Below are 25,145 nucleotides of genomic sequence, written 5' to 3' on the forward strand. Positions count from 1 at the left end.
CTTAGACCAATCCAACTTCCTGAAATTTCGCTGAAAGAATCTCCCGATCAAACGGTTTCATAATGTATTCGTTCGCACCAGCCCGGATAGCCTTGGTGATATGAGCAACGTCGTTCTCTGTCGTACAGAAAACAACAATTGGGTCTTCCCCACCGTCTTCCTCACGAAGCTTGGCCAAAAACTCCAGCCCGTCCATGACAGGCATATTCCAGTCCAACAGAACCGCATCCGGCATTGACGCTTTACAAGCATCAAGTGCCTTCTGTCCGTCCTCGGCCTCGGTGATTTCAAATCCAATGTCCTCCAGAATGCGGCGGGCCACTTTGCGGATTACGCTGGAATCGTCAACAACCAGACACTTTTTCATTAAATCGGCTCTCTCGCTTCGAAGGTATGCTTTACGCAGCTTTAGGTTCAATCAGGGAGCTGAGCAGACGGTCCACGTCAAGAACCACCATCAATCGCCCGTCCAGACGATGAACCCCGCCAGAAATTTCGGCCCAACGGAAATCAAGGTTGGATGGGTTTGCTTCCATCTCGTTTCTTGGCAAGTTGAGTACCTCTCCTACGGCATCAATAACAAGGCCATAGGACTCCCCTTTGTACTCAATACCAACAGCCATCATGCCTTGGTCAGCATCATTTGGCTTGAGATGAAGCTTACGACGCATATTGATAGCAGTTACAATGCGTCCACGCAGGTTCAACACCCCTTCCACTTCAGGCGGAGCCAAAGGAACCTGCGTTACTTTTTCAGGCACAAAAACATCATGCACCTGTGAAATTGGCAGACCAAACAACTGGCTGCCAATCACAACAGTCACATACTGGATGTGATCGGCACTGCCCTGACGGTTGTCATCACCGTCGACTGTGGTGAGTTTATGAGCGGTCATGCTGCAACCCCGAATTCATTGGTCAAAACATCTTTGAGCGCTGCCAACAGACCCGGACGGTCAAACTTGGCCACATAGTCATCGAACCCGGCCTGACGGCCTTTTTCGATAGAAGCCGGCGTCACAACAGCAGAAAGCGCGATGATTGGCATATGACGGAAGCGGGTATCACGGCGCAGGCTCTCACAGAACTCATAGCCACTGATGTCCGGCATTTCGATATCAGTCACGATCGCAGCAAAGTCGGTGCCTTTTTCCATCAACTCGTAGCCACTTTGGGCACTGGAGCAAACAGTGACATCGTAACCGGCAGCTTTCAGAACAGGTGTCAGCATATTGCGGAAGAAGGCACTGTCATCGAGGAAGAGAAGTTTTCTCACCTTTGTGGTCGTATCGATTTCCTTGCGCATGAACCAGTCATCAAAGGCCAATGGCAGATAATAGCCAAGGTCGATCACTTCAGTCGCACGCTCACGAATAATCGCAGAACCAAGCACACCCTGGCGCTCAGAAACCACTTCAATCGTCATCCGGTCTTCAACAATGTCTACGATCTGGTCAACAACCAGACCCATTGAGCGACCATTGTCAGAGAACACCAGCATCGGCTGAGTACCCTCAGACTTATGACGATCGCCTTCATTCACGTAAACCAGAGGCATCAGCGAACCGCGGTACTGCACCAGATCACGGCCATTGGAGTGTTCGATCTTGTTGACATCAAACTCTTCAAGGCGTGTCACCAGCGACAGCGGCACAGCTTTCGGCTCTTCAGAACCAGCACGGAACAGCAGCAATGAAATTGGAGCATCAGCATCAATCACATGATCCTCCGCGTTTTCGTACTCATCTTCAGCTGTATCGGTCAGAGTACCGGAAGCATGGCTTGCCATTGCACTTGCAACACCGTTCGGGTCAATGATCATGATCACAGAACCATCACCGAGAATGGTGTTACCGGAGAACATATTGATGTTGCGGAGCATGGAAGACATAGGCTTCACAACGATCTCTTCGGTGTGGAACACACCATCAACAACAACACCGAAGGACTGGCTACCAACCTGCATCACCACGATAAAGCCGTTGTCTTCATCAAGGTCAGCCTCTTCAGTCTGACCAAGCAGTTCCGACATATGCACCAGTGGCAACAGCTTACTGCGCAGGCGCAGGACAGGCCGGTCTTTAAGCCGCTCGATGCGATGTTCAGAGTTGGACTGAACACGAACCAATTCAACAACGGACAGCTGTGGGATCGCATAACGGTCACCACCAGCTTCCACGATCAGTGTGGAGACGATGGCAAGCGTCAGCGGGATCTTGATGATGAAGCTGGAACCGCGACCTGGTGTCGAGCGCAGATCAATAGAGCCACCAATCAGCTCAACGTTGTTGCGCACAACATCCATACCAACGCCACGACCAGACACACTGGTCACGTTAGTCGCGGTAGAGAAGCCAGCAGCAAAGATGAACTTGTAGATCTGATGATCTACCATCTTTTCAAGTTCAGCTTCGGTGGTCACACCATTCTTAAGCGCTTTTTCCTTGATCTTCTCAAGGTTCAGACCACGACCATCATCCTTCACTTCGATGATGATATGTCCGCCTTCATGATAAGCAGAAAGGGTGATGTTACCCTTCTCAGGCTTACCAGCAGCCACACGATCTGCAGGATCTTCCAGACCGTGGTCGGCAGAGTTACGGATCATATGTGTCAGCGGATCTTTGATGAGTTCCAGAACCTGACGATCAAGCTCTGTTTCCGCACCAATCATCTCAAGACCGATAGGCTTATCGAGTTCCTGAGAGAGATCGCGAACAATACGTGGAAGCTTCTGCCATGCATTCCCAATTGGCTGCATGCGGGTCTTCATGACCCCTTCCTGCAACTCACCGGTAACGTTGGACAGTCGCTGAAGTGGAACTTTGAATTCGCTGTCTTCATGACGACGAACAATTTCCAGAAGCTGGTTGCGTGTCAGCACCAGTTCAGAAACCATCGTCATCAGGTGTTCCAAAGTCTCAACATTCACACGAATGGACTGGTTGGAAACACCCTGACTGGATGCCTTACCCTTAGCGCTTGGATTCTTCGGCTTGGCAACTTCTTTCTGAGAAGTCTTCGCTTCCGAAAAATTAGGAGCAGCAACGCCAACTGGCTCGCCATCTTCCTCAGTTTCTTCTTCAACTGCAGGCAGCTCAATCTCAACTTCAGCTTCCTGGAAAGCACGTTCAAGATCATCAAGAGAAACTTCACCAGGACGCAGAGGCCGCTCCAGCACCTGATAAATGTCGGTACCGACTTCTTCCTCAGCTGCTTTTTCTTCCGCCATCGCTGCCGCCATTTCGTCAGCCATGTCGTCATTGTCAGCGCTTAAGGAAAGGCGTTCCAGCTCATCAATCAAATCACGGTCCGTGCCATCAGGCTCAGCACCATTAGCAGCCTCAAGATCCGCAAGAATATCTTTAATGCGATCAATAGAAGCGAGGACAAGTGTTACCGCTTCGTGTGTCACAGGAACACCGTCGCGGAACTTGCCCATCAGGGTTTCAGCAGCATGAGCAATCGCTTCCAGACGCGGCAGGCCCAAAAACCCACAGGTGCCTTTGATTGTATGCACTAACCTGAAAATGTTATTTAGAATGGTGGCGTTATTCGGCTCTTGCTCGAACTTCACCAACTCAACATCTACAACATCCAGGCTTTCATTGGTCTCAGTGAGAAACTCTCTGAGAAGATCGTCCATGGCCCGCACCCACTCAATGCTTAGGGGAGCCTCAAAAACCGAGACTCCTAAATTTCACTAAGGTTGAGTGTTAAGCGAAACGGTTAACATAGGTTGAAAGATTGTAAGATTCATCCAACCTACAATAACTGGTTGTTTTTGACAGAGGATCAGACAGACTCTGAAACTTGAGTATTTGCCTTGCATATGACGGCATCACCGTCTTTCAGGAGCTCGATATTTAGACCCGCTTCACCTGCCAACAAAACCGCATAGATCGGTTGAACAGTGTGGGCATCAATGCGTTCTGGCTCCTGACCGGAAAGAATCTCACTTACAACCTGAGGGATTCGCGCATTCGTTCCTTCAGCTTTAAGGAGAAAGTTCGGAGCACCCTCATCCCCTTCCATACTGATGGTAATGGTACCACCCCGTGGAACACACTGATTCATGAGCAGCAGCAGGTTCAAAATCAGTTTGACCTGATTCTTAGGCAGAAGCAGGCGTGGCATGGTCCACTCCAGATTCGCCTTTTCATTGCTCATGTATCCAGTCGCTACTTCTTGCGCATCGCCCAGATCGATTGAAGCACCGGCAGATCCGGCAGCACCAAAAGCAAGACGGGCAAACTGAAGTTTTGCAGAAGCCTGACGCGCTGACTTACGGATGAGATCCATCGCAAAGTCTGCCATGTCCTCATTGCCTTCTTCATCCAGCACTTCCAGACCGTTCGTGATCGCCCCGACTGGTGAAATGATGTCGTGGCACACACGGCTTGCGACGAGTGCGGCAAGATCAAGAGATGACAAATCTTTAAATACTGACATAACCGCTCCAGAACTTTGGCCAATAGGCCCTATGATTGATTCGAGATGTGGCGAAAAAGGTACAATCCTGCTGGTTTAATTCCAAGCTGGACATCATTGATATGGACCGCATTTTACATCGCGTGCACGACTTTGTGCCTTCGCGAGCAAACTCTCTGGTGCTGTCAGAAACAAAGCCCGGTGTTCACGGCTCTGAAACAGCAATAATCGCTGGTTATAAACAAGGTAGATTTTCGCCAATCCCTCAGCTCGGTAGCCTTGCGCAAGTGAGAGTACGTCGCATCCCTGAAATAATGGGGCATAGACCTCCGGAGCATGCCGAAAAGCGTCTCGGTTGCCCTCATTGGAAAATGCCCAAACCCGTCCACCCCAGGACAGCGTCAGGTCTTCACGCCCCTTTTCAGGAGTTTCCGAGACCTGATAGGTCACGGGATCACACATGGAGAGCGTGTAGGTGAACCGCTCTTGCGCACCTGCAAAAACTGAGGTGGCACACAAAAAAACGATAGAACTCCATAGAATTTTGCCCGTTTGCGCAAATTTTCTGTAGAAAACCTCAGAAATCATGGGAATGTCCATCCAGAGTCCGAATCACCTGCATTAACTAAACGAGCAAGTTCGACAACTGATACAAAATTCATGACTGCAGGCCAACGGGATGTACATCATTTACCCAGCTATACCATGATTAACCACTAGGTAGATGTAAGACACTATAACTTGTTGTACCTAAAAGTTGCACAATGCCCTTAACATTTGAATTGCTCTGAACAATCCAAATTCTCGGGTTTCTTAGAAGGAGACGTTGGCATGATGACGAGCCTGTTCGCCAATCTGCGCAACAAAGCTGCAATCGTCCTTTGCGCCAGTTTCGCACTGCTGGCGCTCAATACACATTCATTTGCGCAATCATCCGTTGATCAGTCGCGATACCACCAAAAAGATATCATCACGGCAGGTGGCGAATTTTTCGGTTCCATCTCCACCGGCCTCGCAAAGGTTGTTGAGCGCGCAGTTCAGCAGTACGGCGAACCAAACGGTTATATCCTGGGGCAGGAAGGCTCAGCAGCGTTCTTCGCAGGCGCTGCTTATGGCGAAGGTACACTGTACACCCGCAACGCTGGCAACCATCAGATCTTCTGGCAAGGTCCATCCCTGGGCTTTGATGTTGGCGGTGACGGCGCCCGCGTTATGATGCTGGTCTACGATCTGCCAAGTGTCGATGCCATCTATCGCCGCTATGTTGGTGCGAAGGGGTCTGCCTACCTTGTCGGCGGCTTCGGCATGCAGGTTCTGTCCAACAACGATATCTTCGTTGTGCCTGTTCGCGCAGGCGTTGGTGCTCGCCTTGGCCTCAACATGGGCTATTTGAAATTTACTAGGAAGCCAACATGGAATCCTTTCTGATATAACTAACCCTGCGTTAGTTATATTTTGGCAAGTTAGTGTGTGAGAGAATGCGCTTAAGTCTGCAGCAGTCCCTCACACCGTTCAACAGATCAGGCATAGTTTGTGATTGAAATTGCACTATACATTGCACTGGGTTTCTTCCTCGCGAGCATTCTAGCGCTCGCCGCCCTCCCCTTTATATGGGGCCGTGCTGTACGTCTCACGCGGAAAGCGATTGAGACGTCCAACCCCATAAGCTATGCCCGTGCCACAATGGCAAAAGACGCGTTACGCGCCCAACATGCCATTGCGATCCGTCAGATGGAGGTGCGCCTCGAAGGGATGACGGAAAAACTCGCTGAGAACGCATCTGCCCGTTCAGCAGCTGAAGCCCAACTTGCAGAGCTCAAAGAAGAGCTCAGCGTTGTTCAGCTCAAATCAGCCCGCGAGCGGAAGAACATGGCTCAAAAAGCAACACGCTTCCTCCGCCGTAGAAATCCATCCGAGCCGATCCCGTTCTCTGCAGATGATCGCATCACGACAGAACCCGAAGCAGAAGTTCAGGATGAAGCTGCAGCACAAACTGCAGATCAGACCACGTCCGCTGAGATCATCCAACTCAGCAAACAGGCTGCTGCGGATAAAACACGTGAGCTGGATGCAGAGCTGAAAGAGGAAGAAGTTGCAACCAAACCGATAGGCCCAATCGATACCTCGGACCTACAGGACATGGACAACCCGCTGGCAGAACTGGCAACGCAGATCTCCCAGCAAGTTTCGGAAATGACTGCTGAGTCTGAAACCAAACATCAGCCAACATCTCCAGCAGAAGCCGCCGAACTGGCCTCACGGTCTTTCACAAAACTAAAGAGCCGTTATGGTTCGCTGGAACGAGAGCGCGATCACCTAAAGCACGCGCTTCAACTCGAAAAAGCGGCAAATGAAAAAACTGCCAAACGCAGCACCAGGAATCCGAACATTAAAACGCCCGAGCCTATGAAAAGCCTAGAAAACGATCTGGACGAAGCAAAGAAAACCATCGAGCAGCTGACAAAGCAGCTTGAGGAAAGAGCAAACAGTTCCTCTAAGATCGAAGACGCCGTCGATCTGCGCAATGAACTGAAAGATCTGGCGGCTCAGATCACAGCAAAGGCAATCTCGGAGAACCCACCACTCTCTGAAAAGTACGACGAAGTCCTGAACGATCTCAGCACGATCGCCGCAGGTGCTCCAAGGGCAGACGCACCAAAGCCGAAACCGACACGTGCCAAGCGCGCGCCAGCAAAGCCGCGCACCCGTAAGCCAGCTGCGGCAAGTAAGACAGCCGCGTCAAAAAGCACTCCAGCTGCAAAGGCCGATGATGCAGCGCCCGCGCCTCAGTCCGATAAAAATCTGGCGGAGCGTATCGCAGACGCTAGAAAAACCGGAAGCTCAAGCGGTTAAACCCAAACAACTTGATCCAAAGACAAAGGCGCCACAAGGCGCCTTTTTTGTTTTCTTGCAGATCGATCCCGGTTTACGGATAAGAATACGAGGACAATATAGAGTTGGAGCTTGATGTGTGACTTGCTCTCTATAGAGCTCCAAGCAGAGGCTTAAGCCTCTGTTGTACTTCGTGAGCCATTACCCGGCTCATTCTGGGCCTTACCAGCCACTTCTACCAGCCTCACCTCATTGTCAGCCAGCAACTGCCGATAGTCCTGCGAAACCAGAGTGTCTGTCACAAACGTATCCACCTGAGCAATATGGCCGATGCGGACTGGTGCCGAACGCTCGAACTTTGTCTGATCAGCCACCAGAATAACGTGCCGTGCGTTCTCAATGATCGCCTGTGCCACGCGCACCTCACGATAATCATAATCCAGAAGCGCTCCGTCACGATCCAGAGCAGAAACACCGATCACAGCATAATCAACCTTGAACTGGCGAATAAAGTCCGCCGCAGCTTCACCAACAATGCCGCCGTCAGTCGCACGCACCAGTCCACCAGAAATGATGACCTCATTTTCTGAGAACGGGCGCAGCGTACTCGCTACATTAAGGTTATTGGTAATGATCATCAGGCCACTGCGCTGGATAAGTGCCCGCGCAACCGCCTCTGTGGTCGTTCCGATATTCACGAACAAAGAAGCTCGATCCGGGATCAGGTCCGCTGCCGCCTGCCCGATAATCTCTTTTTCTTTACCTGCCAAATCTTTACGAGCAGAGTAGCCAAGGTTTTCAACGCCAAATGCCAAAAGTGCGCCACCATGCACACGGGTCAGCAATCCTTGGTCACTCAACTCTTTCAGGTCTTTACGTATTGTCTGAGGAGACACAGAAAACCGTGTGGCAAGTTCATCAACTTCCACCTTCCCGGTCTCTCGGGCAATATCAAGAATAGAGTTGTGGCGCGAAACCAGCATCATGAAACAAGTCCGATAATTTTTTTGTACATTGCCATCAGTCTATAATCTGCGATGTTTCACAGTACTATAGCCAAAAGCACAGAAGCATCCAGACGACTATTAGATGAGTTCAAAACAAAAGTCCTCTTGCCTCTGCTCCCCTACTCTTAGTACTAATACGTCACAAAAAGGGGACAAGCTGCAACTTTTTCCATCTTTGTCATGATACCGCCCAAAGAAGCCCGTTAAAGCTCACGCGGATCAATACACTGTCTTATCAAAGTTCAGCTAAAAAAGCGAAGAGGGACAAACTGTGACTCGCGTAATGGAACGGCCATACAGTGCCAATAGGTTTGCTGGCAAGAAACCGGCTGCACTGAAAAGCAAACTCCAGACTGCTGAGGCTCGCGTCGAAGTTCTTGATGACATCGATGCCCTGAAAGAAATGAATGCTCAACTCAGCGAAAGTCTGGCAAAAACCGTTAGCAATGAATCTCAGACAGACGAAAAACTCTGGGCTGATGTTGACGGGGATAAAGAAGACCATCACCTGGGTGCAGGCCTAAACGGCCGCTGGTTCTAAATCACGTCCCAGGACTGCTTGCTGCAAAACACCAATTCGCAATCTCGAAGTGCTGCATCTCCCCATCTAGGGGAACCAAGCCCACATCTTCTTCTTTGCAAAATCGCGGATCATATTGCTCAGATACAACGCATACGTCGTGAGAAAAACTCTTCGCGCAGGTTTATCAAAGATGTATTGGGGAGATAAGAAGTGGTACGCCCAAGGGGAATCGAACCCCTGTTTCCGCCGTGAAAGGGCGGCGTCCTAACCGCTAGACGATGGGCGCTCACAAAGTGAGAGAACTCTTTCAAGCTCTGTCTTCGAGCAGATAACTGCTCGGCATTGAGAAGACAACTATGGTACGCCCAAGGGGAATCGAACCCCTGTTTCCGCCGTGAAAGGGCGGCGTCCTAACCGCTAGACGATGGGCGCTCACATAGTGAGAAGACTTTTCATAGTCTTGTCTTCAAACAGATAACTGTCTGGTATCGCAATAAAAGCCTTTGGTACGCCCAAGGGGAATCGAACCCCTGTTTCCGCCGTGAAAGGGCGGCGTCCTAACCGCTAGACGATGGGCGCCTAGGCTTCGCTTTCGCGATGGACGGGGGTATATTGGCTAATCCCCCGCTTGGCAAGCCCCCTCCTTGAAAGAAAAGGGGGTTTATCCACCTATCTCGCAACAAAATCCGTACGTGCGATTTTTCGTCCGGTGACAGGATCAACATAGACAAGAGCCTGCGTCGGACCTTCTTTGATCAGCATCACCAGATTTCCGTCCATCTGAGTAACAGATATAACCTGTGCTTCAGGGCCAATCGCAATTGTTGCAGCAATACTATCTGCGCTAACATTGGAATTACCGGCGTTAATTTTATAGAAGATAGCCGCAAAGACAGCTAATAAGCCAAGCACCATGACAAGGCTTGATCCCATCAGGAGGCGACGTAACTTCCCTTGAAGCCTCAAAGCTGCTGGATCAAGTTCGTTCTGTACAGTCTCATCGCTGTCAGTATTAGGATCACGCATGAACGATAAATCTCCTGAGGGCACCCAGCCACTCACAAACTCTGTAATTGCCGACGAGCAGCAACCAACAGTCATCACCCCGGAGCCGGAAGATACCGGTCGCCGCTTGGATGCTGTGCTTGCTGCGCATATAGATGACTTCAGTCGCAACCGACTTCAAGCCTTGATCCGGGCTGGTCAGGTTCAAATTGGCCAGCGCACGGTGTTGGAGCCTAAATATAGAGTCTGTGCCGGAGATACAATCACTCTTATTGTTCCAGAGCCGGAAGACGCAGAACCGCAGCCAGAGGACATCCCGCTCAATATCGTTTTTGAGGATGACGACCTGATCGTCATCGACAAACCCGCCGGCCTTGTTGTACATCCAGGTGCCGGAAACCCAACGGGCACACTGGTCAACGCCTTGATTCACCACTGCGGTTCATCTTTGTCTGGTATTGGCGGCGTCAAGCGCCCTGGCATCGTTCATCGCATCGATAAAGACACAACAGGTCTGCTCGTTGTTGCTAAAAACGACATGGCCCATCAGGGCCTCGCAGCTCAGTTTGCCGACCATGGCAAAACCGGCCCACTGGAGCGCGCCTATAAAGCTCTTGTCTGGGGTGCCCCAACAGCACCAAAGGGCACAGTAGACGCCAACCTTGCCCGCTCAACTGCAAACCGACAGAAAATCTCGGTGCTGAAAACCGGCGGTCGCCACGCCATCACCCACTGGCAGGTGCAGGAACGGTTTGGCCCTCAGGATGCAGCACCCGTTGCAAGCTTGATCGAGTGCCGTCTGGAAACAGGCAGAACCCACCAGATCCGCGTACACATGTCCCACATCGGAAATCCGCTAATAGGTGATATGGATTACGGTTCCGGGTTCAGAACTAAATACAATAAATTCCAAGAACCACTGAAAACCCAGTTGGCGGATTTCAAGCGACAGGCCCTGCATGCAGGACTTTTGGCGTTTGCGCACCCAAGAACACAGGAATTCATGAAGTTTGAATCGGAGTTACCCGCTGATTTTGCTGGTATTCTTCAATCATTACGAAAAATTTAGGCCAAAAAGATTGCCGATCTGGTAGCGTTTTGGCCACAATGTTCCCATATAGACACTTCAGGTGCGCTTCATCTGAAGGCACCAATGTGTGTTTGCCGAAAAGCCTGATCCCTCGATCAGGCGGGAACACCAAGCAAGGAGGGGTGCTTTATGGCCCGTAACCTACCAGCCCTCACGGGTGGCGAAGGCGGTTTAAGCCGCTATTTAGATGAGATTAGAAAATTCCCGATGCTTCAGCCGCAGGAAGAGTACATGCTCGCCAAGCGCTACCGGGAACACGACGAACCAAAAGCTGCTGAAAGACTTGTAAATTCTCACCTGCGCCTCGTTGCAAAAATTGCAATGGGCTACCGTGGCTATGGCTTGCCTCTGGGCGAAGTTATCTCAGAAGGTAACGTTGGTCTGATGCAGGCTGTAAAACGCTTTGAACCGGACAAAGGCTTCCGCCTGGCAACCTACGCCATGTGGTGGATCAAGGCTTCCATTCAGGAATACATCCTGCGCACATGGTCGCTCGTTAAAATGGGCACCACAGCAAACCAGAAGCGCCTGTTCTTCAACCTGCGTCGCGTCAAAGGCAAAATTCAGGCGTTTGAAGATGGTGATCTGCGTCCGGATCAGGTCCAGCACATTGCGACAACTCTCGGTGTAACCGAGAAAGAAGTTGTTTCCATGAACCGCCGTCTGGGTGGCGACTCTTCCCTGAACGCACCTCTGCGCTCCAGCGAAGGTGAATCCAGCGAGTGGCAGGATTGGCTCGTGGATGATGCCGAGAGTCAGGAAGCAGTTCTGGCTGAGCAGGAAGAATACGATGTACGCCGCGATATGCTGAAAAACGCGATGGGCGTGCTGAACGAGCGCGAGACCCGCATTTTTGAAGCTCGTCGACTTTCTGAAAGCCCGATCACTTTGGAAGAACTCTCGACCGAGTTTGGCGTAAGCCGCGAGCGTGTACGCCAGATTGAAGTGCGTGCTTTTGAGAAGGTTCAAAAGGCCGTTCAGGAAAGCGCCATGGCAATGGCAGGTCATGAGGCAGGTGCATAAAGTGTGCTCCCCTCACGGGGCTACCGATTTCTCAGGTAAGGCTAAAACTTAAAGCAACTCGCGTAGTCAACATGGCTGCAAAGTGCTTTAAGACGCTCAACTGCATAAAAGTTGAGTTGAATTAACTTAAAATACAAATCAACTGTAGGAACACCCTTTTAAATAAACAGCTAAGCTTGTCGTCCCCTCAGAGCTTTCCTAAGGTTAATGATGAGGGGAATTTATGTGAGTTGGGTCACTTCCCCTTTTGGGGGGAATTACATGTTCGGCTCTAGCTGGCTGTCACAAACCAACCGTGCACTTGCAGCGGTTGTATCCTGTCTATTCATTGCAATAGCAATACTTGTCCGTACCCTATACCCGCAAGTACTGGATAACGTCGGATATCTCAGCCAAAACGCGCTGCAATTGGCATGGCCAAACACAACTTCTACGCCGCCAGTTTACACGATCCATCTTACGCCAGAATCAATCCAGCAAACGCAGGAGCCGATATATCAGCGTCTGGAGCTTGCACAAATCCTTCAAAAACTGGGGGAGTATAATCCCAAGCTTCTGATTATAGATGCAGACTTCAGAAAAGCCGATCCGGCCTCCCCCACCCTAAGAAGCCGAATCTACGACGATCTGCAGCCCTCCTTGCGGGCGACTTATCCAAATCACGACCTGCTCTTACAAACCATCATCTCTCATTACCCAGTCCTGCTCAGCAGACCGTTGAGCGAAGCCGTAGCTGAAAAACCTCCTCTTTCCAACTACATAAGGTTCTCGCAAGCCACAGGATATCAAAGCGACACCCAATACGCACACGGTTCAAATGCGCTGTTCTATCCACTTCAACTCCAAAGCGACACAGCGCAGTTGCCATCCCTCGCAGTAGCGGCATGGAGCCTGTCCAATCAGACAAACACGCAACCGTTCCAGGTCACGCAAGCAGAAGATGGCTATCAGCTGAAAAGCACTAATCTGCAGATTCCTGTCACTGCAGAGACAGAAATGCTGGTGTTCAAAACAAGTAATACCAGCAATTTCATCCTTGCGGCGAGCGATGTCTTGAAGAACAGAGTATCCTCCAAACTCTGGCCACCAGCTTCTGGGAGTCAGTTCGTCATAGGCACTCAGGACAGAAGTTCAGAACGACATGCACAGGCACTGCAAACACTTCAGTCTGGCAACTTCCTCAATATACCCACTTGGGCACAATACGCTGAAATCCTGGCACTAATCGGATTTGGCATCGCCATTGCGATCATATCCGCCACGCAAGGTTTCTGGTTAAGTCTGTCACTTACAGGCGTCGCAGTCTTGGTCATCAACGGAGTTGCATTCCACCAATTCGCTCTGCAAAACACCGTCCTTGAGCCATTCTTCCCATCCTTCGTTGTCCTGCTGATATTCGCTTTCTCCTGCACAATCCGGCGTGTGACATTCAAGAGTCACAGAAACCAAACAACTGAACGATTTGCAGGAATTCTTTCTCCCAAACAAATGCAAAAGGTACTGGCGAAGTCAGAGCAACTCCCTCTGGAGGGTCAGCAACGTGAAATCACGAGCCTCTCGACACGTTTGAGGCACTTTCACCGGTATTATGAGGGTTTGTCTCCTCAAGATCTCGCAGGCTTCTCCAACGGCTTCCAAACAGCTCATCTCGATGAAGTACATATCCACGATGGTACATTGAACACGCTGAGTACATCCGGCTTGAACGCTTACTGGAACGCGCCGCTCGATGATCCATTCCATGCTGCCCATGCCTGCCGAACAGCGATTGAAATGCAGAAGCAAATGAAGCGCTTCAATCTCAAGGACCGGTTCAACTTCAACCAGAAAAATATGAAGGACCACGCGGTCACAATCGATATCGGCATCTCAACCGGTCTGGCAACGCTTGGCGAAACAGGTACACGGCGTCATTTCAGGTACGCCCCACTCGGTAAATGCGTTGATTTAGCAGAAGATTTGGCTCGACATTGCAAAGATGCCGGTCACAGCGTTCTTATGTGCGAAACGACACGCGGCCAGATGCCTGAACTGGCAGCTTTGGAGACAATTCCGGTCAAAACCAGCCGTTACCAGATGCGTTCGTTTGCGTTGCTAGGTGATCCATCACTTGCCTTCTCAGAAAACTTCCTCAAGCTCAAGAACGTCCACTGCAACATGGTCTTCGCGCTGTTTGAGGAGAATGACAAGAAGAAAGCCCTGACGCTGATAGATGAATGCAAATCACTCTCTGAGGGCGAGTACAACACCATCTATGCTGCTTTTGAGAAATACATCCTCAGCGATCTGGCTCAACACGAGGCGGTCAAGGATGCAGCGCAATAACGGCATTTGGCCTACAAATAAAAAGAGCCCCCGAAACTCGGAGGCTCAAATTTTAGTTTAGACCTATACCGGTTAGCGCAGCTCAACCGCGTAGGTTTCAACTGGAGGCGCTGTTTTAATGAGCCCCTGCTCAATCAGAAAGTTTGCAAACCGTTCATAGCGACCATTGTCCAAAGCAGCTGGACGGCTGGCAAAACGTGGCAAAGTATCCGCCCAGGCACGCTTGTTCAGCTCATCATCCAGATTTGGATAGACCTCAAGGAAGCTCTTCCAGGAGTCCTGCGGATTATTAAGCAGATAAACAGTAGCCGCCTCAATCGCATTGATGAACTTCTTCAAACGCGGATCATCCAGCTTGTCTTTGTGAGCCACATAAATCAGCTCATCATAGACAGGCACACCGTTCTCTTCAGGATAAAACGCGCGGCCTTTCGCACCTTCAATCTCCATCTGGTTCAGCTCGAAGTTACGATAACCACCAATCACCGCATCAACCTGCCCAGCCATCAGAGATGGTGAGAGCGAGAAGTTCACGTTGATCAGCTCCACATCGTCAGAACTTAGGCCTGCATTGGAAAGCATCTTCCCAAGCATGGCGTTCTCAAACCCGGATGTGGAATAACCAATACGCTTGCCTTTCAGGTCTGCAATCTCCTTGATCGGTCCATCTTCCAACACAATCAGTGTGTTCAAAGGCGTAGAGACCAACGTCCCGATCCGCATCAGCGGCATGCCCTCATCAATTTGCGGGTGCAACGTCTGCTGATAGGAAACTGCAATATCACCCTGCCCTGCTGCAACAAGCTTTGGTGGCATGGAAGGATCAGCAGGCTCAATCAGCTCAACTTCAAGGCCCTCTTTTTCAAAGAACCCCCGTGCCTTGGCAACCACGATTGGTGCATGGTCTGGATTCGCAAACCAGTCCAGCAACACAGTCAGCTTGTCGGCTGCTTGCACTTGAAGCGTGCTCGCAAGCATTGCCGCACCAAACAGCATACTTAGTTTTTTCATAAGGTTACGTCCTCATACTCTGAGACCTAGATCTCTTTCTGCCAATAGATCATCCGAGAAGTGGCGAACTCAACAACTGCCCTCAGGCTCAACACCATCACCGCAAGCAAAATCAACGCCGCAAACATAGTCGCTGTTTGCATGCGGGCATTGGATTGCAACATGATGAAAGCCAGTCCCCCTTTTGCTCCGACCCACTCTCCAACCACCGCTCCAATAGGAGCGAACACCGCTGCAATGCGCATACCAGAGGCCAGAGACGGCAAGGCGGCTGGAATTCGAATGTAGCGAAGTGTTTGCCAGCGGTTCAGGCCATGCAGCTTGCCAAGGTCGAGCAGTGATTGATCAGTCCTGCGCAAACCATCGAAGAAAGTCGAGGTCACAGAAAAGAAGATCACAATCACGGCCATCACAACCTTGGAGGCGAGCCCAAAGCCGAACCACAGCACCAGAAGCGGTGCAATTGCAAACACAGGAAGAGATTGGGTCGCTGCAATCGGAGGCAGCAGAAACAAGCGTATCCGAGGAGACACTGCCATCAAAACAGCCAGCGAAGCTCCAGCACTCACGCCAAAGAGAAAACCGAGAACAGTCTCCCAAGCGGTAATGCCTGCATGATGCAGCAGGAAAACACCTTGATTGAGAAAAGCGGAAAAAACCGCCGCCGGACCTGGCAAGAGAAACGGAGGAAACTCTCCAATCTGAACCACACTTTCCCAAATGGCGATAAAAAGCAAAATCCCGAAAAGACTTTGGAGAATTCGTTTCAAAGCTCGCTTCAGCATGCAGACTCCCAACAATGGTATTGGGCATCACAAACAGGCGGAAGAACGGAGCTACATTAGCTCTCTGGGATGTTTTCAGCACAGGATCTCCCTTTACAGCAAAATGCAAACATGGAGATCCGGGAAGAATGGCTCAGGTCCCGTCCCTTCGCCGGCATTACCCGGATCAGGTTCAAAGGGTTTAGCTCATCGCAATCTCAGCTTTTCGAAAGAAAAGCACCCCTCGGAATAGCACGGAACATGCGCGTTTCTGCTGAAGGATGCAAGCAGATTTTACTCTGACGGACGACAGCATAATGAAAAAGGCCTCAGCTCTGAGAGAGCTAAGGCCTTTGAAATCTAATCTAAATATCTGAAACTAGACTACTTCCAGCTCTTGATTGCCTCTGCGATAACTTTGTTGCCGGTTGTACCTTTTTCAAAGGTCAACATTGCACGGCGACCGCTGTTGTACAGCAGTGGAACATCAATCCACTCACGCTCAGAAAGACGCTTCAGGTTCTTCGCTTTTTCTTCATCACTGTCAGACAGCGCAATCCAGAAGAGAGTGTCAGAAACCTTCACGGCTGCACCATCAAGCGGGTCACCTGCTTCGGACTCTGTCTTCTTCAGGATCAGGCCAGGCACCTTCTCAACGCCCTTGCCATCAAACCCTTCTGGGAAGATGAAGTTCAGCTCAAGCAAGTGACTTGCTGGCAAAGACTGATCGCTATTCGGCTTCAACGTCATCTCAACAGAGAAGTTACGAGATGGTAGCGTAGCAACAGCCTTGATAACAGAATCGCCATTAGCTTCATCCAATGACCAAACAACGTTCCCGCGTGATGCAGAACCTGCTGCACCCGGCGTCAAAGCCTCTTCGTAAAGTATGCTCTGTTGTGCAACAGGAGAAACCGCAGCTTCCGTTCCAATAGTTTCAGCTGGCGGAACAGAATTGGTCTCAACTGCAGTACTTTGCTGTGCAGGTTCCGTTACCGGCAAAACCTGCTCAGAAGATGTGTCTTCTGCCGGTGCTGCTGGAGTTTCAACCACACGCACGACTGGAGGCTCAGTTGTTGTCTCGGTTGGCGCAGCGCTGGACGAATTCCGGGTAATCCGAGTCGTCTGCACCCGTGTCGCATCCGGAGAGACCTTTGCCCCTTCATCAGATGGCAACAGGCGGTCAGTGTTCTTCTTCGGCGTACGTTCCGGCTGAACCCGAAGCGGCTCATCTTCATTCGAAGGTGCGCTCTCTGGCGCAACAGTCTCACCGGTTTCAACTGGAAGAACCAAAGAGAGAATAACATCGCGCAGACTATAGACACCTGCGGTAACGCCCAAGATTATCAGTATGACCACAATTATACCGACAATACCCGATGTATTGGAAGGCTTCAGCCCCTCTTCCTGCTCAATCGCATCGCCAACGCGCTGCGCAACGGCTGGCTTGCGGGAGGAAGCAGGTTTACGGCTTGTCTTTGGCTTAACCTTGGCCGGCTCATCGATCTCAGGACGCGACTTACCTTTTGTTTCCAGCTTAGTGCGACGCGCCTCACCCGGCACCCAGGAGCGCTCTTCTGCGCTCGTCTCAACAGCACCTTTGGTTGGCAGAGACGCGGCAGGTTCACCCGTCTCTTTGTCATCCATGGAGCCAAGGTCAGGCTCTTTACGCTCACTGGAAGCTTCAGGCAGCTGATCACGCGCCATCTGATTGGCTTGATGTGCGGCGTTGCCAAGATCCTGCGCAGCACGAACCGCCTCTTTAAACACATCTGCTTTAGCAGCAGGTGCTTTCGGCTCATCGCGCGCTGGAGTATCGGGCTTTGCACCTGCCTTAGGCGTATCGCCAGCAGGCGGTGATGCAGCAGAGATTTCTGGAGCTGCAGGTTTTGGAGCACTTGGAGCTGGGGTGGTTTTAGACCGCCCCAACCCGAGAGACTCACGAGCAGCTTCCGCTTCGACCTTACGAATGGCCTCTTCAAGCTTCAGCTGCTCCTCAGTGATCTGGGAGGGAGACAGAGGTGGGTCGTAACTTTTAAGTTGCTTTACAATTGCATTCCGCGCGCGTTGATAAACTGCCCGCCGTGCAGAACCTGTGTTCTCTTGTAAACCAGCTACCGCTTTTTTTAGAACGGAATTGTAGTCCGCCATTTAACTGCCCATTGCCCCCAGAGCTTCATTTCAAGACTTAATCCTGGAATGGATTCTGAACCAGGATTGTGTCATCACGTTCAGGGCTTGTTGATAACAGAGCAACCGGAGCACCAATCAGCTCTTCAACATGCCGAACGTATTTCACAGCTTGTGCTGGCAATTCTGCCCAAGTCCGTGCGCCTTTGGTCGTTTCCTTCCAACCAGGCAGGGTCTCATAAATAGGAACAACCCGCGCCTGAGCACCTTGAGATGCCGGAAGGTAATCGATTCGCTCACCATCTAGCTCATAACCAACACAAATCTTAATTTCATCCAGTCCGTCCAAAACGTCAAGCTTTGTCAATGCAATCCCATTGATTCCGCTGGTGCAAACGGTTTGACGGACAATCACTGCATCAAACCAGCCACACCGACGACGACGACCAGTGTTCGTTCCAAACTCGTGCCCGCGGGTACCGAGGAACTCACCAACTTCATTCTGCTGTTCGGTTGGGAACGGACCTTCACCTACACGAGTGGTGTAAGCTTTGGTAATACCCAGAACGTAATCGATGGAGTTTGGACCCAGACCACTACCAGCAGCAGCCTGACCTGCAACTGTATTGGAGGAGGTTACAAACGGATAAGTGCCGTGGTCGTTGTCCAGCAGCGCGCCCTGCGCACCTTCAAACAACAAACGCTTACCTTCACGACGCGCTTTGTCCAGCATGTACCAGGCTTTATCCATGTACGGCAGGATCTTATCAGCTACGTCTTCCAGCTCTTTGTAGATGGTCTCAGCAGAAATCTCATCGCGACCCAGACCGCGCAGAATAGCGTTGTGGTGGGTCAGCAGACGATCAATCTTGGCTGGCAGCGTGCTCATGTTTGCCAGGTCCATCACGCGAATTGCACGACGACCGACTTTATCTTCATAAGCAGGGCCGATACCGCGTTTGGTGGTACCGATTTTGGTGCCTGCCGGGCTTGCATCTTCACGCAAAGCATCAAGCTCGCGGTGCAGGCTCAGAATAAGAGTAGCATTGTCAGCAACACGCAGGATTTCCGGGGAGATCTTAACGCCCTGCTCTTCAAGACGTGCAATCTCAGCAACCAGTGCATGAGGGTCAATCACAACGCCATTGCCAATGACAGAGAGTTTCCCACGAACAACACCAGATGGCAGCAGTGCCAGCTTGTAGCTCGTTCCGTCAATTACAAGCGTATGACCTGCATTGTGTCCGCCTTGGAAGCGTACAACGATGTCGGCTTGCTCTGAGAGCCAATCAACAAGTTTACCCTTACCTTCGTCACCCCATTGTGACCCAACTACGACAACGTTGGCCATGATTCTTCAGCCCTCCTGCGGCTGCCAGCGTATTCCTAAAATACGCCGTCATTCGATTTGCTATTTCTGTATAAAGTGGCTTGCCAGCTCAGAATGCAAATCGTGAGAGACAACATAAGAAACCCCGGCGTAAGAGCCGGGGCGCAGTTACAGCGCCTTATAATCTGTCAATCTCTTAAATACGAGCCCTTTTCCTTCAAAATTAGGCCAAGACTGTAATTTTTGCGATCAGAGTGAACCTCTGTTGATTGTTTTACTCGCAAATCGGGTGGTACAGGCACAACAGCAAGTGATATTACTAGCGTAAGTTCCAATTTCTCATTTTTTGCAATTCCTGCAAGAAATTTCACTAAGTTGAATACGCTTTATGAACGCACAAAAACTTGACTGGCTGGGCTGGTCTATTCTTCTATTGCTGGGCACCCTGTGGGGTGGCGCATTTTTCTTTGCCAAAGTCGCGGTTGCAGAATTTAATCCCATCACACTTGTCTTTTTAAGAGTAGCAATCGCAGCACTCGCCATGTGGGGCTTCTTACTCATCTCAAAGCAGTCCATACCGCTCTCTACAAAATGGATTGGCAGCTTCCTCCTGCTGGGCTTCTTAAATAACGTAGTCCCCTTCTCCCTCATCTTTTGGGGGCAGCAATACATTGCCTCCGGATTGGCATCCGTGCTCAACGCCTTCACACCCATCTTCACGATGATTGTCATGCAGGTCCTCAGCAATGAGGAGAAGCTGACAGCAACCAAGCTCGTCGCGGCAGTGATCGGGGTTATCGGAGTTGCCATCATGGTTGGCAGTGATGCTCTAAGCGGTGCCAGCAATCAGGTTTGGCCTCAGCTCGCAGTTCTAGGGGCCGCTCTCTCGTATGCATTCGCCGCGTTCATCATCATGCGCCTCAAAAAGCTACCACCAGCAGCTCTGGCAACCGGCCAGCTCTCCGCTTCAACAATCTTGCTGATTCCTGCGCTCATTTATACAGCGCCAACTCAGCAACTGATGGAGGCATCCGTTTCAACATGGGCAAGCGTTCTCGTTCTCGCTCTCGCTTGCACTGCTTTTGCTTACATCCTGTACTTCCAGCTTTTCAAACTCGCAGGAGCAACCAACGCAGCTTCTGTCACGCTTGTAATACCAGTCAGCGCAATCATTCTGGGCGCAATTTTCCTGAATGAACGCCTCGAAGCCAACCACTGGATTGGCATGGCAGCAATCTTCATTGCACTGCTACTGATCGATGGCCGCTTAACCAGCAAATGGATAGGCAAGAAACAAGCAATCGCATAACAAAAAAGCCTCCAGCCCTACCGTATGTAGGATCTGGAGGCTTCTTATTAAGCAACAGCCTGCGGTGTCAGCAGCGCTTCAGATAAGCGGCCAGAATATCGCGTGCAGCAAGCAGATCACTCTTATCAATCATCTCGGTAACTGTGTGCACATAACGAGTGCCAACCATAATGCCGACTGCTTTAGCACCAGCAGCAGCCTGCTGAGCGGCGGCCCCATCCTGTCCGCCACCCTTCAACATGGTGCGCTGGTAGGGAATCTCTTCCTCAATAGCCAGATTTTCGATTTCTTTTACAAGCTCCAGATCGGCAATGAACCAGCCGTCCTTCACGTGCAGCCCAAACCCCTTGCCTTGCTCAGTCGTTTGATCTTGCTCTGGCACCCCAGGCGTATCGCAAGCAAGCGTGATATCAACACCAAGGCCGATATCTGGTTTAATGGCATAGGCCGCAGTCTTCGCACCGCGCAGCCCAACCTCTTCCTGACAGGTAAAAGCAACATAGATTTCGCAGGTATGATCCGCATCCCCAAGCGCACGCATAGCTTCAATACCAAGCCAGCATGCGACCCGATTATCCATCGCTTTGGAGACAACTTTTTCGCCCATCTCAATCAGCGGCTCATCAAGAGTGACCATGTCACCTACTTTGACCACCTCCTTGGTCTTCTTACCAAGACCAAGATCGATGATGAACTCAGTAACTTCAGGGATCTTTTTGCGCTCTTCAGGCGGAGCAATGTGAACTGGTCGCCCAGCTGGATTCATCACCGCCTTCAGATCACCCTTATCTGTGGAGACCAACACACGACGGGAGAAGAGATTGCGTGCATCAAAACCGCCGACCGGCTGTACATAGACAAAGCCTTTCTCGGTGATATGCGAAACAAGGAAGCCAATCTCATCCATATGGCAGAGCAGCATAACCTTTTTTGGCTTCTCACCATTTTCAGGCGCTTTGCGTGCATCACGGCGGCAGATAAGAGACCCCATGGCATCCGTTTGAACATCATCAAACAGGCCCTCAATCTCTTTCAGAATAATCTCGCGTACTCGATGCTCATGTCCGGGAACACCAGGAGTTTCACAGAGACGGCGCAGCAGATCAATATTCATAATAGCTTTCTACTTCGAAATGGAACCAGCCTGCATCATGGCGCCAAGTTCAAAGATAAGCAATTTCCACTAGTCACATGACCACCGGAAAAAGAAAAGGCGGCCCGAAGACCGCCTTTTCCTAATCTATATCCATAAACTAGCTTAGCACTGTTGAGGGAAATGCAGAAGCTTCGCTTGGTTCACCTGCGCAATCGCAGCGATTTCATCCACGGTCGTCTCAGCAATTTCACCATCAATCTCAACAAGACAGATTGCTTCTTCACCTTCAACCTTCCGGCCAAGGTTAAACGTCGCAATGTTGATCTTCGCATCACCAAGAATGGAGCCCAGCTGACCAATAAAGCCCGGCTTATCCTGGTTGGTCACATAGAGCATGTTCTCACCAAGCTCTGCTTCCATGTTGATGCCTTTGATCTGAATGATACGCGGCTTCTGATCACCAAACACCGTACCAGCAACAGAACGTTCCTGACGCTCAGTGATAACTGTCAGGCGAATATAGTTTTCATAAGCACCATGCTGTTCGCGGCGAACATCTTCAATCACAATGCCGCGCTCTTTAGCAACTTCAGGAGCAGAAACCATATTCACAGTTTGCAGCAAAGGACGCAGAACACCTGTGAGCGCAGCGGCGGTCAAAGCCTTGACGTTCATTTCTGCAACATCGCCTTCGTATTCAATACGAACCGCTTTGATGCCTGTCTCTGTCGCCTGACCAGCAAAGGAACCAAGCTGCTCCGCCAGCTTCACAAATGGAGCAAGGCGTGGCGCTTCTTCCGCAGTAATAGACGGCATGTTCAGAGCATTAGAAACAGCGCCATTGACCAGATAGTCAGACATCTGCTCAGCTACCTGCAGCGCAACATTTTCCTGAGCTTCAGAAGTGGAGGCACCAAGGTGAGGCGTACATACGAGGTTTGGAGCACCAAACAAAACGTTCTCTTTAGCTGGCTCTACAGTGAACACATCAACCGCAGCACCCGCAACCTTGCCACTATCCAGCGCAGCACGCAGAGCATCTTCATCAACCAAACCACCACGGGCACAGTTGATGAGGTAGACACCATCTTTCATGGTCTGGATTGCATCCGCATCAATAATGTTACGGGTACGATCAGTCAGCGGGGTATGCAGTGTAATAAAGTCAGCGCGCTTGAAGAGGTCTTCCAGCTCAACCTTTTCAACGCCAAGGTCGATAGCACGTTCATGAGACAGGAACGGATCGAACGCAATCACCTTCATTTTCAAACCGATAGCACGGTCTGCAACGATAGAACCAATGTTACCGCAGCCAACGAGACCCAGTGTTTTTGAAGTGACTTCGTTACCCATAAAGCGGGATTTTTCCCACTTGCCAGCCTGCGTGGAAACATCAGCAGCCGGGATCTGACGGGTCACTGCAAACATCATCGCAATCGCATGTTCAGCAGTCGTGATGGCATTACCAAACGGCGTGTTCATCACAACGATACCCTTGGCAGTCGCTGCCGGAATATCAACGTTATCGACACCAATACCAGCGCGACCGATAACCTTCAGATTAGTCGCCGCTTTGATGATTTTCTCTGTTGCTTTGGTTGCGGAACGGATCGCCAAACCATCATATTTACCAATGATTTCAGCGAGTTTTTCTTTATCCTTGCCAACGTCTGGCAGGAAGTCGACATCGCAACCGCGTTCTTTGAAAATCTGAACTGCTTTATCAGAGAGCTTATCGGAAATAAGAACTTTAGGAGCCATCGGGCTAACCTTTCAAGTCAACGAAGGTACCCTCCCATTCACATGTTGCGGGAGCCAGATACACTTCTTGCGTCAGGTTAACCGGTCACACAGGGCGACCGGAACTTTTTCGTTCAAAAATAAGGAATTTTAAGCAGAAACCAGCTTCGCTTTTTCAGCAGAAAAAGCATAATCCAACCAGGGAATAAGCGCTTCTACATTGGCAGTTTCAACCGTCGCACCACACCAGATCCGAAGACCAGACGGCGCATCACGGTATGCTCCAATATCGAATGCCACTTCTTCTTTGTCGAGCAAGTTCACGATCGCTTTGGCAAATGCAGCTTGCGCTTTGTCATCAAGCTTCGTGATTTCCGGATCAACAATCTTCAGACAAACAGAAGTATTGGAACGGGTTGCCGGGTCTACTGCCAGGAAGTCAACCCAATCGGTTTTCTCAGCCCAAGTGGTGATTGCGGCAGTGTTGGCATCGGCTCGAGCGATCAATGCTTTCAGACCACCCAGCTCTTTGGCCCAACCCAAAGCATCCAGATAATCTTCAACGCACAGCATGCTCGGTGTGTTGATGGTGGCACCAGAGAAAATACCATCGATCAGCTTGCCACCTTTGGTCAGGCGGAAGATCTTCGGCATCGGCCATGCAGGCGTATAGCTCTCAAGGCGCTCAACAGCACGAGGTGACAGGATCAGAATGCCGTGAGCAGCTTCACCACCCAGCACCTTCTGCCAAGAGTAAGTCACAACATCCAGCTTATCGAATTCCAGCTCCTGCGCAAAAGCAGCAGAAGTCGCATCGCAGATGGTCAGGCCTTTACGGTCTGCCGGAATAAAATCACCATTCGGCACTCGCACACCAGAGGTGGTACCGTTCCAGGTGAAGACCACATCGTGGTCGAAATTTATAGAGTTGAGGTCTGGCAGTTCGCCATAACCAGCTTCAATCTTGCGTGCATCTGCAAGCTTGAGCTGCTTCATGACATCGCTAACCCAACCGGAACCGAAGCTTTCCCAGGCAACCATATCAACTGGGCGCGCACCAAGCAGCGACCAGAGTGCCATTTCAACGGCACCAGTATCAGAAGCAGGAACAATTCCGATTTTGTAATCAGCAGGCACTTCGAGGACTTCACGAGTCAGCTCGATAGCTTCTTTCAGCTTTGCCTTACCAATCTTTGCACGGTGAGATCTGCCAAGAGGCGCATCTGCAAGGATTGCAGGTGTCCAGCCCGGACGCTTGGCACATGGACCCGAAGAAAAGTTCGGGTTTACCGGTTTTGTGGCCGGCATTGTCGTATTCGTCATAATGACTACCCTTTCAGATAGGTGCCCCTCGTTGGGGAGGGGTGTCCCACCGACGGGTCTATGCGAAACGACTTATCTCGTCAACAAATGTTTTCTCAAAGCGCAACATTCAATCAATTAAACGCTGCGTACGATTAGATATATTTTGTATATCTACCCAGTGGATAACCAATCTTTCAATTCCGCCTATCCTCTGGTTTTGCTCA

Annotated in this window: 21 protein-coding genes, 3 tRNA genes and 1 riboswitch; of the genes, 7 read left to right on the forward strand and 17 right to left on the reverse strand. The window is 50.7% G+C overall.

Annotation, left to right across the window (positions count from 1 at the left end; translation table 11 throughout):
• Window position 1 precedes the first annotated feature (1 nt).
• The 5 genes from DHN43_RS14440 to DHN43_RS14460 form a co-directional block, all read right to left on the reverse strand.
• Complete coding sequence (locus DHN43_RS14440) at window positions 2-367, reverse strand: response regulator (protein ID WP_057461955.1); 366 nt, start codon at window positions 365-367, stop codon at window positions 2-4.
• A gap of 31 nt (window positions 368-398) precedes the next feature.
• A complete protein-coding gene (locus DHN43_RS14445; protein ID WP_057461956.1) occupies window positions 399-896 on the reverse strand; it encodes a chemotaxis protein CheW in 498 nt (165 codons plus the stop codon).
• The gene (locus DHN43_RS14450; RefSeq protein WP_108819074.1) at window positions 893-3,646 is read right to left on the reverse strand and encodes a hybrid sensor histidine kinase/response regulator; all 2,754 of its coding nucleotides are present in this window, start codon (window positions 3,644-3,646) and stop codon (window positions 893-895) included. The genes DHN43_RS14445 and DHN43_RS14450 overlap by 4 nt, the downstream gene beginning before the upstream one ends.
• Window positions 3,647-3,795: 149 nt before the next feature.
• Window positions 3,796-4,452: a histidine phosphotransferase ChpT gene (chpT, locus tag DHN43_RS14455; RefSeq protein WP_057461958.1), complete on the reverse strand. Its 657-nt coding sequence runs from the start codon at window positions 4,450-4,452 to the stop codon at window positions 3,796-3,798.
• Between the two features lie 93 nt (window positions 4,453-4,545).
• Window positions 4,546-5,019 carry a hypothetical protein gene (locus DHN43_RS14460; protein ID WP_208995421.1) on the reverse strand — a complete coding sequence of 158 codons (474 nt, stop codon included), beginning with the start codon at window positions 5,017-5,019 and terminating at the stop codon, window positions 4,546-4,548.
• A 243-nt stretch (window positions 5,020-5,262) separates the two neighbouring features.
• Here DHN43_RS14460 and DHN43_RS14465 point away from each other — a divergent pair, with 243 nt between their 5' ends.
• A complete protein-coding gene (locus DHN43_RS14465; RefSeq protein WP_108819076.1) occupies window positions 5,263-5,859 on the forward strand; it encodes a DUF1134 domain-containing protein in 597 nt (198 codons plus the stop codon).
• A 105-nt stretch (window positions 5,860-5,964) separates the two neighbouring features.
• Window positions 5,965-7,284 carry a hypothetical protein gene (locus DHN43_RS14470; protein ID WP_108819077.1) on the forward strand — a complete coding sequence of 440 codons (1,320 nt, stop codon included), beginning with the start codon at window positions 5,965-5,967 and terminating at the stop codon, window positions 7,282-7,284.
• Between the two features lie 152 nt (window positions 7,285-7,436).
• Here the strand turns inward: DHN43_RS14470 and DHN43_RS14475 are convergent, their stop codons facing one another.
• A complete protein-coding gene (locus tag DHN43_RS14475; protein WP_063301085.1) occupies window positions 7,437-8,249 on the reverse strand; it encodes a DeoR/GlpR family DNA-binding transcription regulator in 813 nt (270 codons plus the stop codon).
• Between the two features lie 304 nt (window positions 8,250-8,553).
• Between DHN43_RS14475 and DHN43_RS14480 the strand changes: the two genes are divergently transcribed.
• On the forward strand, window positions 8,554-8,811 hold the full coding sequence (locus tag DHN43_RS14480) for a hypothetical protein (RefSeq protein WP_063301084.1): 258 nt from the start codon (window positions 8,554-8,556) through the stop codon (window positions 8,809-8,811).
• A 193-nt stretch (window positions 8,812-9,004) separates the two neighbouring features.
• On the opposite strand, the gene DHN43_RS14485 is transcribed toward DHN43_RS14480, so the two are convergent.
• The 4 genes from DHN43_RS14485 to DHN43_RS14500 form a co-directional block, all read right to left on the reverse strand.
• Window positions 9,005-9,079, reverse strand: a tRNA-Glu gene (locus DHN43_RS14485).
• A 71-nt stretch (window positions 9,080-9,150) separates the two neighbouring features.
• Window positions 9,151-9,225, reverse strand: a tRNA-Glu gene (locus DHN43_RS14490).
• Window positions 9,226-9,297: 72 nt separating this feature from the next.
• Window positions 9,298-9,372: transfer RNA gene (locus DHN43_RS14495), tRNA-Glu, on the reverse strand.
• Between the two features lie 90 nt (window positions 9,373-9,462).
• The gene (locus DHN43_RS14500; RefSeq protein WP_057461963.1) at window positions 9,463-9,819 is read right to left on the reverse strand and encodes a hypothetical protein; all 357 of its coding nucleotides are present in this window, start codon (window positions 9,817-9,819) and stop codon (window positions 9,463-9,465) included.
• Between DHN43_RS14500 and DHN43_RS14505 the strand changes: the two genes are divergently transcribed.
• From DHN43_RS14505 to DHN43_RS14515, 3 genes are all read left to right on the forward strand, one after another.
• Window positions 9,818-10,867, forward strand: a complete 1,050-nt coding sequence (locus tag DHN43_RS14505) for an RluA family pseudouridine synthase (RefSeq protein ID WP_057461964.1) — start codon at window positions 9,818-9,820, stop codon at window positions 10,865-10,867. The genes DHN43_RS14500 and DHN43_RS14505 overlap by 2 nt on opposite strands.
• Window positions 10,868-11,017: 150 nt before the next feature.
• The gene (rpoH, locus tag DHN43_RS14510) at window positions 11,018-11,911 is read left to right on the forward strand and encodes an RNA polymerase sigma factor RpoH (protein ID WP_057461965.1); all 894 of its coding nucleotides are present in this window, start codon (window positions 11,018-11,020) and stop codon (window positions 11,909-11,911) included.
• Between the two features lie 261 nt (window positions 11,912-12,172).
• Window positions 12,173-14,236, forward strand: coding sequence for a CHASE2 domain-containing protein (locus DHN43_RS14515; protein ID WP_108819078.1), 2,064 nt, complete (start codon window positions 12,173-12,175; stop codon window positions 14,234-14,236).
• A gap of 72 nt (window positions 14,237-14,308) precedes the next feature.
• On the opposite strand, the gene DHN43_RS14520 is transcribed toward DHN43_RS14515, so the two are convergent.
• The 4 genes from DHN43_RS14520 to DHN43_RS14535 form a co-directional block, all read right to left on the reverse strand.
• On the reverse strand, window positions 14,309-15,247 hold the full coding sequence (locus tag DHN43_RS14520) for an ABC transporter substrate-binding protein (RefSeq protein ID WP_108819079.1): 939 nt from the start codon (window positions 15,245-15,247) through the stop codon (window positions 14,309-14,311).
• 26 nt (window positions 15,248-15,273) lie between these two features.
• The gene (locus DHN43_RS14525; protein ID WP_108819255.1) at window positions 15,274-15,984 is read right to left on the reverse strand and encodes an ABC transporter permease; all 711 of its coding nucleotides are present in this window, start codon (window positions 15,982-15,984) and stop codon (window positions 15,274-15,276) included.
• Window positions 15,985-16,158: 174 nt separating this feature from the next.
• Window positions 16,159-16,266, reverse strand: a riboswitch (TPP riboswitch).
• Window positions 16,267-16,395: 129 nt separating this feature from the next.
• Entirely contained in the window at window positions 16,396-18,162 is a 1,767-nt protein-coding gene (locus tag DHN43_RS14530; protein ID WP_108819080.1) for a hypothetical protein, read from the reverse strand.
• 37 nt (window positions 18,163-18,199) lie between these two features.
• Window positions 18,200-19,492: an adenylosuccinate synthase gene (locus DHN43_RS14535; RefSeq protein ID WP_057461970.1), complete on the reverse strand. Its 1,293-nt coding sequence runs from the start codon at window positions 19,490-19,492 to the stop codon at window positions 18,200-18,202.
• Between the two features lie 367 nt (window positions 19,493-19,859).
• On the opposite strand from DHN43_RS14535, the gene DHN43_RS14540 reads away from it, so the two are divergent.
• On the forward strand, window positions 19,860-20,780 hold the full coding sequence (locus tag DHN43_RS14540) for a DMT family transporter (protein WP_108819081.1): 921 nt from the start codon (window positions 19,860-19,862) through the stop codon (window positions 20,778-20,780).
• A 67-nt stretch (window positions 20,781-20,847) separates the two neighbouring features.
• On the opposite strand, the gene DHN43_RS14545 is transcribed toward DHN43_RS14540, so the two are convergent.
• The 3 genes from DHN43_RS14545 to DHN43_RS14555 all read right to left on the reverse strand — a co-directional run bounded on the left by DHN43_RS14545 (window position 20,848) and on the right by DHN43_RS14555 (window position 24,939).
• Window positions 20,848-21,894, reverse strand: a complete 1,047-nt coding sequence (locus tag DHN43_RS14545; protein WP_108819082.1) for a M42 family metallopeptidase — start codon at window positions 21,892-21,894, stop codon at window positions 20,848-20,850.
• Between the two features lie 144 nt (window positions 21,895-22,038).
• Window positions 22,039-23,637: a phosphoglycerate dehydrogenase gene (gene serA, locus DHN43_RS14550; RefSeq protein WP_108819083.1), complete on the reverse strand. Its 1,599-nt coding sequence runs from the start codon at window positions 23,635-23,637 to the stop codon at window positions 22,039-22,041.
• Between the two features lie 129 nt (window positions 23,638-23,766).
• The gene (locus DHN43_RS14555; RefSeq protein WP_108819084.1) at window positions 23,767-24,939 is read right to left on the reverse strand and encodes a phosphoserine transaminase; all 1,173 of its coding nucleotides are present in this window, start codon (window positions 24,937-24,939) and stop codon (window positions 23,767-23,769) included.
• Window positions 24,940-25,145 lie beyond the last annotated feature (206 nt).

The sequence above is a fragment of the Pseudovibrio sp. Alg231-02 genome (assembly GCF_900143565.1).
GTDB lineage: Bacteria > Pseudomonadota > Alphaproteobacteria > Rhizobiales > Stappiaceae > Pseudovibrio.